13 protein-coding genes and 1 tRNA gene are annotated in these 14,397 nt (G+C 60.2%); 9 read left to right on the top strand and 5 right to left on the bottom strand.

Annotation, left to right across the window (positions count from 1 at the left end; genetic code table 11):
- Nucleotides 1–101: 101 nt before the first annotated feature.
- The 3 genes from AC0V6V_RS08025 to AC0V6V_RS08015 all read left to right on the top strand — a co-directional run bounded on the left by AC0V6V_RS08025 (nt 102) and on the right by AC0V6V_RS08015 (nt 3,261).
- Nucleotides 102–638 (top strand): adenine phosphoribosyltransferase, encoded by a 537-nt coding sequence (locus AC0V6V_RS08025; RefSeq protein ID WP_486164885.1) that lies wholly within the window; start codon nt 102–104, stop codon nt 636–638.
- A gap of 85 nt (nt 639–723) precedes the next feature.
- Complete coding sequence (locus AC0V6V_RS08020) at nt 724–2,634, top strand: cation:proton antiporter (RefSeq protein WP_486164884.1); 1,911 nt, start codon at nt 724–726, stop codon at nt 2,632–2,634.
- Between the two features lie 30 nt (nt 2,635–2,664).
- Nucleotides 2,665–3,261: an OmpA family protein gene (locus AC0V6V_RS08015; protein WP_486164883.1), complete on the top strand. Its 597-nt coding sequence runs from the start codon at nt 2,665–2,667 to the stop codon at nt 3,259–3,261.
- Here AC0V6V_RS08015 and AC0V6V_RS08010 read toward each other — a convergent pair.
- The 4 genes from AC0V6V_RS08010 to AC0V6V_RS07995 form a co-directional block, all read right to left on the bottom strand.
- Complete coding sequence (locus AC0V6V_RS08010; RefSeq protein ID WP_486164882.1) at nt 3,258–4,034, bottom strand: 3'(2'),5'-bisphosphate nucleotidase CysQ; 777 nt, start codon at nt 4,032–4,034, stop codon at nt 3,258–3,260. The two genes, AC0V6V_RS08015 and AC0V6V_RS08010, sit on opposite strands and share 4 nt — an antisense overlap.
- A complete protein-coding gene (cysN, locus tag AC0V6V_RS08005) occupies nt 4,031–5,947 on the bottom strand; it encodes a sulfate adenylyltransferase subunit CysN (protein ID WP_486166289.1) in 1,917 nt (638 codons plus the stop codon). Before cysN ends, AC0V6V_RS08010 begins: the two co-directional genes overlap by 4 nt.
- On the bottom strand, nt 5,947–6,849 hold the full coding sequence (gene cysD, locus AC0V6V_RS08000; RefSeq protein WP_486166288.1) for a sulfate adenylyltransferase subunit CysD: 903 nt from the start codon (nt 6,847–6,849) through the stop codon (nt 5,947–5,949). Before cysD ends, cysN begins: the two co-directional genes overlap by 1 nt.
- A gap of 135 nt (nt 6,850–6,984) precedes the next feature.
- Nucleotides 6,985–7,058: transfer RNA gene (locus tag AC0V6V_RS07995), tRNA-Gly, on the bottom strand.
- 210 nt (nt 7,059–7,268) lie between these two features.
- On the opposite strand from AC0V6V_RS07995, the gene AC0V6V_RS07990 reads away from it, so the two are divergent.
- Together AC0V6V_RS07990 and AC0V6V_RS07985 are read left to right on the top strand one after the other, a co-directional pair.
- The gene (locus AC0V6V_RS07990) at nt 7,269–8,363 is read left to right on the top strand and encodes a bifunctional nicotinamide-nucleotide adenylyltransferase/Nudix hydroxylase (protein WP_486166287.1); all 1,095 of its coding nucleotides are present in this window, start codon (nt 7,269–7,271) and stop codon (nt 8,361–8,363) included.
- Between the two features lie 75 nt (nt 8,364–8,438).
- Nucleotides 8,439–9,821 carry a nicotinate phosphoribosyltransferase gene (locus AC0V6V_RS07985; protein ID WP_486166286.1) on the top strand — a complete coding sequence of 461 codons (1,383 nt, stop codon included), beginning with the start codon at nt 8,439–8,441 and terminating at the stop codon, nt 9,819–9,821.
- Nucleotides 9,822–9,872: 51 nt separating this feature from the next.
- Here the strand turns inward: AC0V6V_RS07985 and panC are convergent, their stop codons facing one another.
- Entirely contained in the window at nt 9,873–10,763 is an 891-nt protein-coding gene (gene panC / locus AC0V6V_RS07980) for a pantoate--beta-alanine ligase (protein WP_486166066.1), read from the bottom strand.
- A gap of 105 nt (nt 10,764–10,868) precedes the next feature.
- Between panC and AC0V6V_RS07975 the strand changes: the two genes are divergently transcribed.
- The 4 genes from AC0V6V_RS07975 to AC0V6V_RS07960 all read left to right on the top strand — a co-directional run bounded on the left by AC0V6V_RS07975 (nt 10,869) and on the right by AC0V6V_RS07960 (nt 14,317).
- A complete protein-coding gene (locus tag AC0V6V_RS07975) occupies nt 10,869–11,681 on the top strand; it encodes a division plane positioning ATPase MipZ (RefSeq protein WP_486164877.1) in 813 nt (270 codons plus the stop codon).
- 3 nt (nt 11,682–11,684) lie between these two features.
- Entirely contained in the window at nt 11,685–12,020 is a 336-nt protein-coding gene (locus AC0V6V_RS07970; protein WP_486164876.1) for a J domain-containing protein, read from the top strand.
- Between the two features lie 106 nt (nt 12,021–12,126).
- Nucleotides 12,127–13,542, top strand: a complete 1,416-nt coding sequence (gene pgmG / locus AC0V6V_RS07965) for a phosphoglucomutase/phosphomannomutase PgmG (RefSeq protein ID WP_486164875.1) — start codon at nt 12,127–12,129, stop codon at nt 13,540–13,542.
- Complete coding sequence (locus AC0V6V_RS07960; protein WP_486164874.1) at nt 13,490–14,317, top strand: hypothetical protein; 828 nt, start codon at nt 13,490–13,492, stop codon at nt 14,315–14,317. The genes pgmG and AC0V6V_RS07960 overlap by 53 nt, the downstream gene beginning before the upstream one ends.
- The last annotated feature ends 80 nt before the right edge of the window (nt 14,318–14,397 follow it).

Genomic DNA, 14,397 nt, shown 5'->3' with positions numbered 1-14,397 from the left:
CCCCTGTTTGAAACAGCGCCTCTCCATCCACATGCGATGGCGGGGCGCTTTTCGTTTGAGGCCTATGCCAAACGGGCACGGCGCATAAAGAGGAACTGGATATGACCCCCGAAGAACTGCGCGCGCTGATCCGCACGGTCCCAGACTTTCCCAAGCCCGGCATCCAATTTCGCGACATCACCACGCTGATCGGCCACCCTCAAGGATTGGCGGCCAGCGTGCGGCACTTGGCGGAAATGGCGCGTGCCTGCGGCGCTGAGAAGATCGCCGGAATGGAGGCGCGCGGCTTTATCTTTGGCGCGGCAGTAGCGGTCGAACTCGGCATCGGCTTTGTCCCGGTGCGCAAGCCGGGCAAGCTGCCGATTGAGACCATCGGCGTCGACTATGCCCTCGAATATGGCACCGACCGGTTGGAGATGGACCCCGCCGCCGTCGGCGAGGGCGAGCATGTGGTGATCGTCGATGATCTAATCGCGACCGGCGGCACGGCTATCGCGGCGGCGAAGCTGCTGCGTATGGCGGGTGCGCGGATTGATCATGCGTTGTTTGTGATTGATCTGCCGGACCTTGGCGGGGCGAAGAAACTCGCCTCGGCGGGCCTTGAAGTGCGCACTTTGCTGGATTTTGAAGGCGATTGACGCCGCACAGCGCAGGCTCGCGGCGCTATAAGTATTTGTCTCAAGGCTTGATTTTGACCGATTTAGCGCGCACCCGAAACCAGTGATGGACTCGCAAGCTCTTGTAATCGCCACGGTCGGCGTGCTCGGTATCGGCGCGCAATGGGTCGCTTGGCGAACGGGCTGGCCTGCGATTGTCCTGATGCTGGCCGCGGGTTTTATCGCTGGCCCGATCACTGGACTGATCGATCCAGAGGCCGCCTTTGGCGATCTGCTCGACCCGATGGTCAGCATTGGCGTTGCGCTGATCTTGTTCGAAGGGGGGCTCAGCCTCGACTACCGAGAGCTTAGGCATTCCGGCCAAGCGGTGATCCGCCTGGCCACCATCGGTGTATTTATCGGCTGGGCGCTAGGCGCGGCAGCGGGATATTACATTGCAGGACTGGTGTGGCCGGTCGCGGTACTGTTTGGCGGTATCTTGATTGTCACCGGGCCGACAGTGGTGATCCCGCTGCTGAGGCAATCCAACATCCAGACCCGGCCAGCCTCGATCCTCAAATGGGAGGGGATCGTCAACGATCCCACCGGGGCGCTGTGCGCGGTCATCGCCTATGAATATTTCCGCAAAGTGGCTGAGAGTCCGGGCGCATCGCTGATAGAAGTGGTGCCGCCGCTGATCATCGCTGCGATCATGGCGGGTCTGATCGGCTATGCGGCCGCACGCCTGATCGCCTTCCTGTTCCCGCGCGGCGCGATCCCGGAGTATCTCAAGGTGCCGGTGCTGTTCAGCGCGGTGATCGGCGTGTTCGTCTTGTCGAACAAGATTGAGCACGAAGCGGGGCTGGTCGCGGTCACGGTGATGGGCATCACGCTCGCCAACCTTGGCGTCTCCAGCCTGCGCTCAATCCACCCGTTCAAAGAGAATATCGCGGTGCTGCTTGTCTCCGGCATTTTCATCCTGCTCTCAGCCTCGCTGAAGTGGGAGGAGCTGACCTATCTGCAGACCAGCTGGCGTCCGCTCGCCTTCCTGCTGGCTCTGTTGTTCCTTGTACGTCCGGCCACCGTCCTGCTCAGCCTGCTGGGCACCGCCGTGCCGTGGAACGAGCGATTGTTCATCGCCTGGATTGCGCCGCGCGGCATTGTTCTGGTGGCGATTTCTGGCCTATTTGCGCTGCGTCTGGATGAGCTTGGGATTGAAGGCGGACAATTGCTCACCGGCCTCAGCTTCGCCGTGGTCGTCATCACGGTTATCGCTCACGGCTTTACGGTCGAATGGGCGGCCAAATTGCTGAAGGTGAAGGGCGAATCGCGGCCCGGCCTGCTGATTGTTGGGGCGACTCCGTGGACCATTGCGCTCGCCCGCGAGATGAAGGCGCTCAAGACCCCCGTGATGATCGTCGATCCCAGCTGGCAGAGACTTGGCGCGGCGCGGCGCGAGGGGTTGCCGTTTTACCACGGCGAGATCCTGAACGAGGCAACGGAGCACAATCTCGACCTTGCGCCGTTCCAAGTGCTGGTCGCGGCGACCGACAACGAGGCTTACAATGCACTCGTCTGTAATGAATTCGCGCATGAGGTGGGGCGCGATTCCGTCTATCAACTGGGCGAAAGCGCAGATGAGGATGATAAGCACGCGTTGCCAGAGAGCATTCGCGGGCGGGCATTGTTCGAGTCCGGCTTTGGTGTGTCGGATACCAATGAGCGTCAGGAGCAAGGCTGGGTCTTCCGCAAAACGAAGCTGTCTGACGAGTTCAATTTCGAAGACGCGCAGGAGGTGCTCCCTGACAGTGCCAACATGCTGATGCTGGTGCGCAAGAGCGGGACGCTGAGGTTCTTCACCCACGCCGCCCGGCCAGAGCCGCGTGCGGGCGATACGATCATCTCCTTCACCCCGCCTTCAATGAAGAGCGCGGAAGAACACGCGGCGAAGCGTGCCAATAAAGAGAGCGGAAAAGAACGCGCGAAAGAAAACTCCAAGCCCAGCGGCGAGGACGATGCAGGTCCGCAAACGGCCTAATCCGGGCGGGCAAAGGTACACGAGGAAGTGATGAGAACGACGACAGTCTTGATCGCAGCGTCATTGATGATGGGCCTATCCGCCTGCGCTTCTGAGCGCGGCGATGCGGATGCGGACGCGGACGTCAGCACTGCCGATGGCGAAAATGCCGAAGACGGTGCGGGCGAAGAAGAACCGGTCTCAATCCTGCGCAGCGATATTGAGCAGGCCGAAGTGGAGGCTCCGCTGGAGCCGCTTAACGCGACGATTGGTTTTCCCGATGGCGAATCGGACCTCAGCGAAGAGGCTCTGGCGGCGCTCAAAGAAGTGCTCGCCTCAGAACAGGTCGCGCGCGGCCTGCCGATTATCCTGGGTGCTCACAGCGATGCTGGCGGAAGTGATGCCGTGAATGCGCGTGCGTCCGAGGCGCGCGGGCTGGCGGTTGCCGCATGGCTGATCGAAAACGGCATTGCCGATGACCGCATTCGCGTGATCGTCTTTGGGGAGCAAAACCCGATAGAGCCCAACGCTCTGCCGAATGGTGAACCCAATGAGGCGGGGCGGGCACTCAATCGCCGGGTGGAAGTGGTGATTTCGCCGCCCTTCGTCGACAACCCAATTCCCGCTCTATCCGCGCCCGCGGATTAGCTGTTGAGGCTGGCCACCAGCTCCAGTGCGCGCTTGGCATATTCCGGGCGGCAAATGAGCAGGTCGGGCAGGTACGTGTCCGCTTGGTTATAGACCATGGGTGAGCCATCGATCCGGCTGCAATGCAGACCGTGGGCCGCCGCGACCGCAATCGGTGCGCAGCTGTCCCATTCATATTGCCCGCCGGAATGCAGATAGATCTCTGCCTCACCGCGCACGATTGCCATGGCCTTTGCGCCCGCGCTGCCCATGGGCAGCAATTCGCCGCCAATAGCTTCCGCCAATGCGACCGCTTCTTTGGCGGGGCGAGTGCGGCTGACGACCAGACGCGGTTTTGCCGCCGCTTCGGGCAGGGCAGCTGGCTGATCAGAGTTCAGCACAATCCCGCCGTCCAGGCCGGGCAGAGCGACCGCGCCGACGCTGGCTGCGCCATCCACTGACAGGCCGACATGCACAGCCCAATCGCTCCGCTCCTCGCCATATTCACGCGTGCCATCCACCGGGTCGACGATCCACACGCGGCTCATGGAGCAGCGGGCGGTGTCGTCCTTTTCCTCTTCGGACAGCAGGCCATCCTCCGGGCGCGCGGCACGGATCGCATGGCACAAGAATTGGTTGGCGGTAGCATCGCCTGCCGCGCCCAGCGCTTTGCCGGTGAACATGCCGCTGCTGCGGACATCCAGCAGGATGCGGCCAGCCACCTCCGCGAGGTGCGCGGCCAATTCGGCATCGGACATTGCGGCGGGATCGGCGTTCATTGCTTTGCCTGTCATTTCAGCGGCAGGATCGCGGCAATGATGTGGTCGGCGGCTTCTTCAATGGACATCTCCACCGTGTTCACGCGGATTTCCGGGTTCTCTGGCGCTTCATAGGGGCTGTCGATCCCAGTGAAGTTCTTAAGCTCCCCATCGCGCGCCTTTTTGTAAAGGCCCTTCACATCGCGCTGTTCTGCGACTTCCAAGGGCGTGTCCACGAAGATCTCGATAAACTCACCTTCCGGCATCATTTCGCGCACCATCTGGCGCTCGGCCCGGAATGGCGAGATGAACGCGGTCATCACGATCAGTCCGGCATCCGTCATCAGCTTCGCTACCTCGCCAATGCGGCGGATATTCTCGATCCGGTCTGCCTCGGTAAAACCCAGGTCCTTGTTCAGCCCGTGGCGCACATTGTCCCCGTCGAGCAGGAAGGTGTGGCGGTTCATCAGCGCGAGGCGCTTTTCCACCTCGTTGGCGATGGTCGATTTGCCTGAGCCGGACAGCCCGGTGAACCATAGCACGCGCGGGCGCTGGTTCTTCAGGCCGGAATGATCATCGCGGGTGATCGTGGTTGGCTGCCAATGCACGTTTTGTGCGCGGCGCAGGCTGAAATGCAGCATGCCAGCGCCAACGGTCGCATTGGTGAACTTGTCTATCAGGATGAACCCGCCAAGCGCGCGGCTCGTCTCATACGCTTCAAACGTGATCGGCCGATCCGTGCGCAGCTCCGCCACGCCAATACCGTTCAGCTCCAGCGTTTTCGCCGCCAGATGCTCAAACCTGTTGATGCAAATCTCATATTTTGGCTCAGCGATGGTCGCGCTGACCATTTGGCTGCCGATCTTGAGCCAATAGGCGCGGCCGGGCTTCAGCGCTGCCTCGTCCATCCACACCAAGGTGCTTTCAAACTGATCTGAGGCCTCAGGCGGATTGTCTGCCGCCGCGATCACGTCGCCGCGGCTGCAATCAACCTCATCCGCCAAAGTGATGGTGACCGATTGGCCGGCGACGGCCTCATCCAGCTCTCCATCAAAGGTCAGGATCGATTTGACCGTGCTGGTCTTGCCCGCAGGGACAATGCGCACCTTATCGCCGGGCTTGACTGTGCCGCTGGCAATCAGGCCGGTGAACCCGCGAAAATCCAAATTGGGCCGGTTGACCCATTGCACCGGCATGCGGAAACTGCGCTCTTGCGCGGCAGTGTTGGCCAGCTCAACCGTTTCCAGATGTTGGATCAGCGAGGGGCCACTATACCACGGCGTGTTGGCCGAAGGGGCGGCGGTGATGTTGTCGCCCTTAAAGCCGGAGATCGGGATCGCGGTGAAGTCTTCTATGCCAATCTGATCGGCAAACTGGCTGTAATCGGCCAGGATTTCCTCAAACCGGGCCTGATCATAATCGACCAGATCCATCTTGTTCACCGCCAGCACCAAATGCTTGATGCCCAGCAGGTGGACCAGGAAAGAGTGCCGCCGCGTCTGTTCGAGCACGCCTTTGCGCGCGTCGATCAGGATAACCGCCAGATCGGCGGTTGAGGCCCCGGTGACCATATTGCGAGTATATTGCTCGTGCCCCGGGGTGTCGGCGACGATGAACTTGCGTTTCTCGGTCGTGAAGAACCGGTACGCGACATCGATGGTGATGCCCTGTTCGCGCTCCGCGGCGAGGCCATCGACCAGCAGCGCAAAATCGATCTCATCGCCCTGCGTGCCGACCTTCTTGCTGTCGCTTTCCAGCGCGGTCAGCTGATCTTCGAAGATCATTTTGGAATCGTACAGCAATCGGCCAATCAGGGTCGATTTGCCGTCATCCACGCTGCCACAGGTGATGAAGCGCAGCAGGCTCTTATGCTGATGCTGGTCGAGATAGGCGTCGATATCTTCGGCAATGAGCGCGTCGGTTTGGAAGCTGGAGTCTTGCGTGCTCATCAGAAATAGCCCTCCTGCTTCTTATCTTCCATCGATGCGGATTGCCCCTTGTCGATCGCGCGGCCTTGGCGTTCAGACCCGGTGGCCAGCAGCATTTCCTGAATGATCAGGTTCATGTCCGTCGCATCGCTCTCCGTCGCGCCGGTCAGCGGATAGCAGCCCAGCGTGCGGAAGCGGACGGACCGCTCCACCGGCTCTTCGCCCGGCTCCAGCCGAAAGCGATCATCATCCACGACAAGCAGCATGCCGTCGCGCTCCACAGTAGGGCGTTTCTGCGACATGTAGAGCGGCACGATATCGATCTTTTCCAGCGCAATATATTGCCAGATGTCGAGCTCGGTCCAATTGCTGATCGGGAACACGCGAATGCTCTCATCATCGGCCTTTTTGGTGTTGTAGAGGTTCCACAGCTCAGGCCGCTGGTTCTTGGGATCCCAGCGGTGTGAGGCGGTGCGGAATGAGAACACGCGCTCTTTCGCGCGGGCCTTTTCCTCATCGCGCCGACCGCCGCCAAAGGCCGCGTCGAAACCGTGCTGGGTGAGCGCCGCTTTCAAAGGATCGGTCAGCTGCGCCTGAGAATAGAGCGCGCTGCCGGTGTCGAACGGGTTGATGCCTTGCTCCTCGGCATGCTCGTTCTCAGCCACGATCAGGTCGAGGTTATATTCCTTCACCGTCTTGTCACGGTGATCGAGCAGCGCCTGAAAATCCCACCCGCTGGCGACATGCAGCATCGGGAAGGGCGGCGGCGCAGGATAGAAGGCCTTACGCGCAAGGTGCAGCATGACCGAGGAATCCTTGCCGACCGAATACAGCATGACCGGCTTTTCGGTTTCGGCCACGACTTCGCGGAAGATATGGATGCTTTCGGCTTCGAGCCGCTCAAGATGGGTAAGGCTTTTCATGGTTCTGGGCAGCTAATAGCTGAAAGCCTTGCATCAAACCTAGTTTTGATTGGGCGGCAAGAAGGCTAGCCTGTTGCGCAGACAGAGGATCGCCCAGAGCGCACAGCGTAAATCGCGTATTTCTATGAGGAGATTTGGAGCGGGTAAGGGGAATCGAACCCCTCTAGCTAGCTTGGAAGGCTAGAGCATTACCACTATGCTATACCCGCCCACGTTTTGCCGTTGGGCGCAGCGCCATTGCCACGGGTGGGTGGCATAGGTCAACGCGAAATCCGCATCGGTGAAATCGCAGGGCGTGCATATTTCGCAACATTCAGCTGCAAACTTCGCGTTTGACCCATTGCTGGGATCAGCACATACCAAGCATAGGCGATTGGGGAGTCCAATTGCCGTTTACATCAATCGAGGGAGTCTCGATCATGGCAAAACTATCCGCTCGCAGCGGAGCCAAACCGGCAAAAGCTTCTTTCGGCGTCTTCATTGGACGCTTCCAGCCCCTTCACATCGGCCACGAATATGTAATCCGGCAATCGCTGGAGCAGGTTGACCGCGTCATCGTGCTGGTCGGATCGGCCAATATAGCGCGCGATCCGCGCAACCCCTTCACCTTTGAAGAGCGCGAGCACATGATCCGCTCAGCCTTCGCATATGAAATTGCGCAGGGCCGCGTGATCGTCGAGCCGCTGGACGACCATCTCTATTCCGATACCGCTTGGGTCGCTGAGGTTCAGCGGCGCGTGCACGATATTGTCTTGAAGGAAGGCAATAACGGTTTTGCCTCAAACGGCCTCGATGATTTTGAGATTTCGCTTGCTGGCTTTGGCAAAGACAATTCGTCGTTTTATCTCAAATTGTTCCCGTCTTGGGGCAATATCCAGATCGACAGCCAATTCGGCACTTTTAGCAGCTCCGACATTCGCGAACGCTATTTTGCGCGCTTGTCCGACGTGCCTGCTCAAGTGCTGTCGCCAGGGGTTGCAGAGCAGCTCAAAGAATTTCAGCTGTCCGAGGAATTCAAGGCGCTACTGGCGGAACGCGAATATCTTGACGCCTATCCGCAGGAATGGGGCCCCGGGCCATTTGTCACCGCTGATGCGGTGGTGATTCAGGCGGGTCATATCCTGCTGGTGGAGCGCGGCCGTCTGCCGGGCAAGGGTTTGCTGGCGCTGCCGGGCGGCTTTGTCGATCACGGCGAAAGGCTGCGCGATGCGGCCATTCGGGAGCTGCGGGAAGAGACCGAAATCTCTGATACCAAGGGGCAGATCCCTCCGGCCATGCTCGCAAGCTTTATCGAGGACAGCCGGACCCAGGTGTTTGATGCGCCGCAGCGTTCCTTGCGCGGGCGGATCATCACCCATGCGTTCCTGTTTCGCCTGCCGGAACGGCGCAAGCTGTTCAAAGTGAAGGGCGGCGATGATGCGGCGCATGCGCGCTGGTATCAGCTGGGCGAACTCGCCCCGGAAATGCTGTTTGAAGATCACTGGTCCATCATCGAGCGGATGGCAGACCTTTGAAACCACCGGCGGGGGAGTCCCGCCGGTCCATAGGCCTCAAAAGACCGAGGCAAATCCATGTGAGGAGTTCACATTATGACCAATATCATTCTGGCGACTGACAGTTACAAACAGAGCCACTTTCTTCAATATCCACCTCAGGCCCGCGCGATCAGCGCTTATGGCGAGAGCCGGCCCAATGACTTCTCAGACGAAGCCGTGTTCTTTGGCCTTCAGCCGTTTTTGATCGACTATCTTGGCAAACCGATATCTGAGGCAGATATCGAGGAAGCGGAGGCGATCTGCGCGGCGCACGGCGTGCCGTTTAACCGCGCTGGGTGGGATGCCATTCTCGCCGACTATGACGGCTATCTGCCGATTGAAATCAGCGCTTTGCCAGAGGGCGTGGTCGCCCCAGCAGGTGTGCCCTTGTTTCAAGTGGTGAACACGGATGACCGCATGCCATGGCTCACCACTTTCATCGAAACTGCTCTGCTCAGGGCGATCTGGTATCCGACCACGGTCGCAACACTGAGCTGGAAATGCGCGCAGGTGATTGGTGCGGGGCTGGAGCGCAGCTCTGATGATCCTGCGGGTCAATTGCCGTTCAAGCTGCACGATTTTGGCGCTCGCGGGGTCAGCTCTGCTGAAAGCGCCGCGCTGGGCGGAATGGCTCACCTCGTAAATTTTGCGGGGACCGACACTCTGGAAGGGATCATGGCAGCGCGCCGCTATTACGGCGCGGACATGCCCGGCTTTTCGATCCCTGCGGCGGAGCACAGCACAATGACCAGCTGGGGCCGAGAGGGCGAGGCGGACGCCTATGAAAACATGCTCGACGCGTTCGAGGGTGAAGGCAAAATCGTCGCCGTAGTGTCAGACAGCTATGACCTCGACAATGCGGTCGAGAACATCTGGGGCGGCAGCCTGAAAGAGAAGGTGCTGGAGCGCAAAGGCACGCTGGTTGTTCGCCCGGATAGTGGCGATCCGGTTGAGACCCCCGCGCGTGTCCTTGCCAAATTGTGGGACATCTTTGGCGGCACGGTCAATGCCAAAGGCTACCGCGTGCTGCACCCCAATGTCCGGGTAATCCAGGGCGATGGGATGAACATCACCAGTATTGGCCAATTGGTGGACCGCGTGATCCATGATGGCTTTGCGATCGACAATATCGCGTTCGGAATGGGCGGAGGGCTGCTGCAATCGGTCAATCGCGACACTCTGCGATTTGCGATGAAGGCCAATGCGATGCGCGATGCCGATGGTGAGTGGCACGATGTTTCAAAGAAGCCTGCAACCGATCCGAGCAAAGCCAGCAAGGCTGGACGTCAGGCGGTGGTGCTCGAAAACGGGCAGATGGTTGCTCGGCGCGCAGACGCTCTTGATGGCGCTGAGGACTTGCTTGAGCCGGTCTGGCGCAATGGCAAGCTGCTCGTTCGCCGCAGCTTTGATGAAGTGCGGACACGCGCAAAGCGTTAATTGCAGGGCGTGTGGCGGGGTCTAACAGCCCCGCCTTTCGCTGCGCCCTGCCTAATCCACCGCCATATTGTCGATCAGCCGCGTGCCGCCAATTCGTGCGGCCACCAGCAGGCGGGCGGGGCCGCCGCTTAGGGCAGTGATCTCTGCCAGGGTGCCCGCGTCTGCCAGTGACGCGTAATCCACGCTGGAGAAGCCCGCATTGAGCAGGGCGGATTTGAGCGTGCTTAGCGCCGCATCCACCGGCCCGCCGCTCTCGATCTCTGCAATCGCTGCCTTCATCGCCTCGGGCAGGGTCGCGGCAGCTGCGCGGTCGCTGGGTGAGAGATAGCGGTTGCGGCTGCTCATCGCGAGGCCATCGGCCTCTCGCACGGTTGGCACGCCGATAATCTGCTCTGCAGGTGGCTGGGTCAGATCAAGATCGCGCGCCATGGTGCGGATCACGGCGAGCTGCTGAAAATCCTTCTCGCCAAAGAAGGCCATATCGGGCTGAACCTGATTGAACAGTTTGCACACGACCGTGGCGACCCCGTCAAAATGGCTCGGCCTATCCGCTCCGCAAAAGCCTGCGCTTACCCCGCGCACAGAAATGCTGCTGGCGAAGTTTTGCGGCCCGCCGGGATACATCGCCTCGACCGTCGGCGCCCACAGCAAAGAGACTCCGACGCTTTCCAGCATGGCGGAATCCTCGGCCAATTGCCGGGGATAGGCGTCCAAATCCTCGCCTTCGCCAAATTGGGTTGGGTTGACGAAGATCGAGGCCACCACATGGTCGCATTGATCGCGCGCCGCCCGCATCAAAGTGAGATGCCCTTCGTGCAGCGCGCCCATGGTCGGGACCAGGCCAATGCTGGCGGGCGCGTTGATGCTGCCCTCTGCCACCGGCTCCCGGCGCAGCGCCGCGATGGATTTTCTCAACATCTCGAGTGTGCTTACGGTTTGCAGTGGTTTGCCCTTTCGGTATGCGCTGTGACACATCTTTAGCCGCTCACGGCGAGCGGAGACAAGATCGCCCGTTCGCACAGAAGTTCGCAATAAAGGACCCGGCCCATGGCCCAGAAAAGCGCACACCGCATCGTCTTTGCGAATGAAAAAGGCGGGACCGGCAAATCCACCACCGCGGTGCATATTGCCGTGGCACTTTCCTATTTGGGCGCGCGGGTGGTGGCGATCGACCTTGATCCGCGTCAGCGCACGATGGACCGCTATATGGAAAATCGTGCGGCGACTGCTGAACGGCGCGGAATCACATTGCCCACGCCCCAGTGCGAGGTGTTCAAGGGGCGTAGCGATAATGCACTGCTGGTGGCGATTGACCGGCTGGAGAAAGACGCCGATTTCCTGATCATCGACAATCCGGGGCGCGACGATCCCTTGGCCCGCACAGCGGCGGAAAATGCCGACACTTTGGTGACCCCAATGAACGACAGTTTCGTCGATTTCGATCTCATCGGCCAAGTGGATTCGGAGACCTTCAAGGTCAAGAAGCTGTCCTTCTTCGCAGAGCTGATCTGGGAGGCGCGGATGAAGCGCAGCCGCGCCACTCTGGCGGACAAGCGGCCCGAAATGGACTGGATCGTGGTGCGCAACCGGACGGGCCATGTTGAGGCGCGCAATATGGCGCGGATTGAGCAGGCGCTCACTGAAATGTCGAAACGCGTGGGCTTTCGGGTCGCCCACGGCCTGTCTGAGCGGGTGATTTATCGGGAACTGTTTCCCTCCGGGCTCACTTTGCTTGATAAGGGGCACTTGGGTGAGCTGGGCACCAGCCATCTGATCGCGCGGCAAGAGCTGCGTTCGCTGTTAAAAGCCCTCAACCTGCCCGATTTTGAACGTGGGCAATCGCAGATGGAGCTCGCCTGAGCCATGCTAAAGATCGCGGTTATTCTTGTGCTGATTTGCGTCCTGTTCCGCTGGGCGCTGGGCAAATGGCCGTGGGATATGGCGAAGGGCCCCTCCAGCAGAGACAGAGAGCTGGCCAAAGCGCGGCAATTGCTGCGGGTCAGCACGGACGCTAATTACGAAGAGATTGCCGCTGCGCATAAGCGCCTGATCGCGGTCGTGCATCCTGACAAAGGCGGCTCGGCCGAGCAGGTGTATGAAGCGAATGCAGCGCGCGATTTACTCTATGAAGAATTGCCCGGTTCCGTGCCGGTGAAGGCGCGCGATGACGATGATAATGCTGAGACCCCGCCCGAGTGATGCAGGCCGATAATCAAGCCGCGCGCGATAAGATAACGAGCTTTAAAGCGCGCTCCCGCCCATCACCCAATCAACCACCCCAAACCCAATTCAGGATGACCTTCTCATGAGCCACCAATTTCATTCCACGGTCCTGCGTGAATATGACATTCGCGGGATCATTGGTGAGACGCTGGGCGCTGATGATGCGCGGGCCATCGGGCGCAGTTTTGGCACCATGCTGCGCGAGGCGGGCGGCAAAACGGTGGCGGTGGGCTATGATGGTAGGGTCAGCTCACCCATGCTCGAACACGCCCTTTCCGAAGGGCTCACAGCCAGCGGCTGCGACGTTGTAAAGATCGGGATGAGCGCCACCCCAATGCTTTACTATGCTGAGGCGTCATCCGAACAGATTGATGGCGGCATACAGATAACTGGCAGCCACAATCCCGCCAATTACAATGGCTTCAAAATGGTATTTCAAGGGCGTCCGTTCTTTGGAAAAGACATCCTGGCGATCGGCGCAATGGCCGCCGCGGGCCGCTGGGCCGACGGAAACGGGGAGGTCAGCGAGAGCGATATCCTCGGCGAGTATGTCGAGCGCTTGCTCGAGGCTGTCACCGGGATTGAGGGGGAAGCCCTCGCTGACCTCAAGGTCGGATGGGACGCTGGCAATGGCGCCGCTGGGCCCGCTTTGGAGGCGCTGGCCGCGCGGCTGCCCGGAGAACATCATCTGCTGTTTACTGACGTTGATGGACATTTTCCCAATCATCACCCTGATCCGACTGTGGAGGCCAATCTGGCCGATCTTCGCGCGCTGGTCGCGGAGAAGAACCTCGACTTTGGTGTGGCTTTCGATGGCGACGGGGACCGGATTGGCGCGATCGACGGTTCGGGCCGGGTGATCTGGGGCGACCAATTGCTGATGATCTATGCCGAGGATGTCCTCAAGACCCACCAAAACGCGACGGTTATTGCCGATGTGAAGGCCAGCCGCGCGTTGTTTGATCACGTTGCAGCGCATGGCGGACAGCCGCTGATGTGGAAGACCGGGCACAGCCTGATTAAGTCCAAAATGAAGGAGACGGGCTCTCCTCTGGCCGGCGAAATGAGCGGCCATGTGTTCTTTGCTGACACATATTACGGGTTTGACGACGCTCTATACGCCGGATTGCGGCTGATCGCGGCCTCTGCGCGACTCGGCAAATCGGTGACGGAGCTGCGCGGCGCGATGCCAGACATGCTGAACACGCCGGAAATGCGGTTTCAGGTCGATGAAACGCGCAAATTCCCTGCGATGGCAGAGATTGTCGAGCGGATGACGACCAATCCCGGACCCGGCGTGGAAGAGGTCAATGCAACCGATGGCGTGCGCGTGAACACCGCCGATGGCTGGTGGCTGCTGCGCGCCTCAAACACGCAGGACGTGCTGGTAGCGCGCGCAGAAAGCGACACCGAGGAAGGCTTGGAGCGCTTGATGGCGCAGATCGATGAACAATTGGCGTTGTCAGGGCTGGAACGCGGCGAAAGCGTGGGACATTAACGGGGCAGTGAACAACGATACCGGCGAATGGCCGTGGTCCGCGCTAGGCATTGCGGAGACAAGCGACAAGAGCGCGATCCACGCGGCTTACGCTGAAAAGCGCGCTTTGCTCGACGCAGAAGCGATGCGGATTTCAGCCTTCGCAAAGCTGACCGAAGCGCGCGAGAAGGCACTGTTCTTGGCCTCCGAAATGCTCCGTGAGCAAGCGCGCGCAGGACGCGATGCTCCGTTGGCCGAACAGGCCTCTGAGCCTTCGGAGGAGCTGGCAAGCGAGCAGGAGCGGGCCGCACAAGCGCCAGCTCTTGACGCGGAGGCGACAGCCCAGGAGTTCCCTGCCGAACCCGAACCCGAACCCGAACCCGAACCCGAACCCGAACCCGAACCCGAACCCGAACCCGAACCCGAACCCGAACCCGAACCCGAACCCGAACCCGAACCCGAACCCGAACCCGAACCCGAACCCGAACCCGAACCCGAGGTCCAGTGGGAGCATGCTGGCAGCTATGAACCGGCCGCGTCTTATGAGCTCGACGTCGACCCACCCAAGCCAAAGCCAGAGCCAGAGAAGGAATGGAGCCATTCCGGCGGTTATTTGACCGAGACAGAATTGGCGGGGCACGGCGATGAAGGGGATCTTCCGCCGGATGTTAAACGAGTGCTGCAACAGGAGCCCCTCGCGTCGATCATGCGCTTCTTCAAACGCTATCCTCCGGAGGAACACCCCGGATGGTATGGTCTCGGATTCGTGTTTTTGGTTGGCTATTGCAGCACATGACGGCAGATCAAGATGATCAAAAGACTGGCGCTCGAAGGAAGTGCCGGGCATCATTGCCGCATGGATTTTACAAAGGATCG

This window comes from Erythrobacter sp. S249, assembly GCF_057364975.1.
This window is presented reverse-complemented; position numbering and strand designations above follow the sequence as displayed.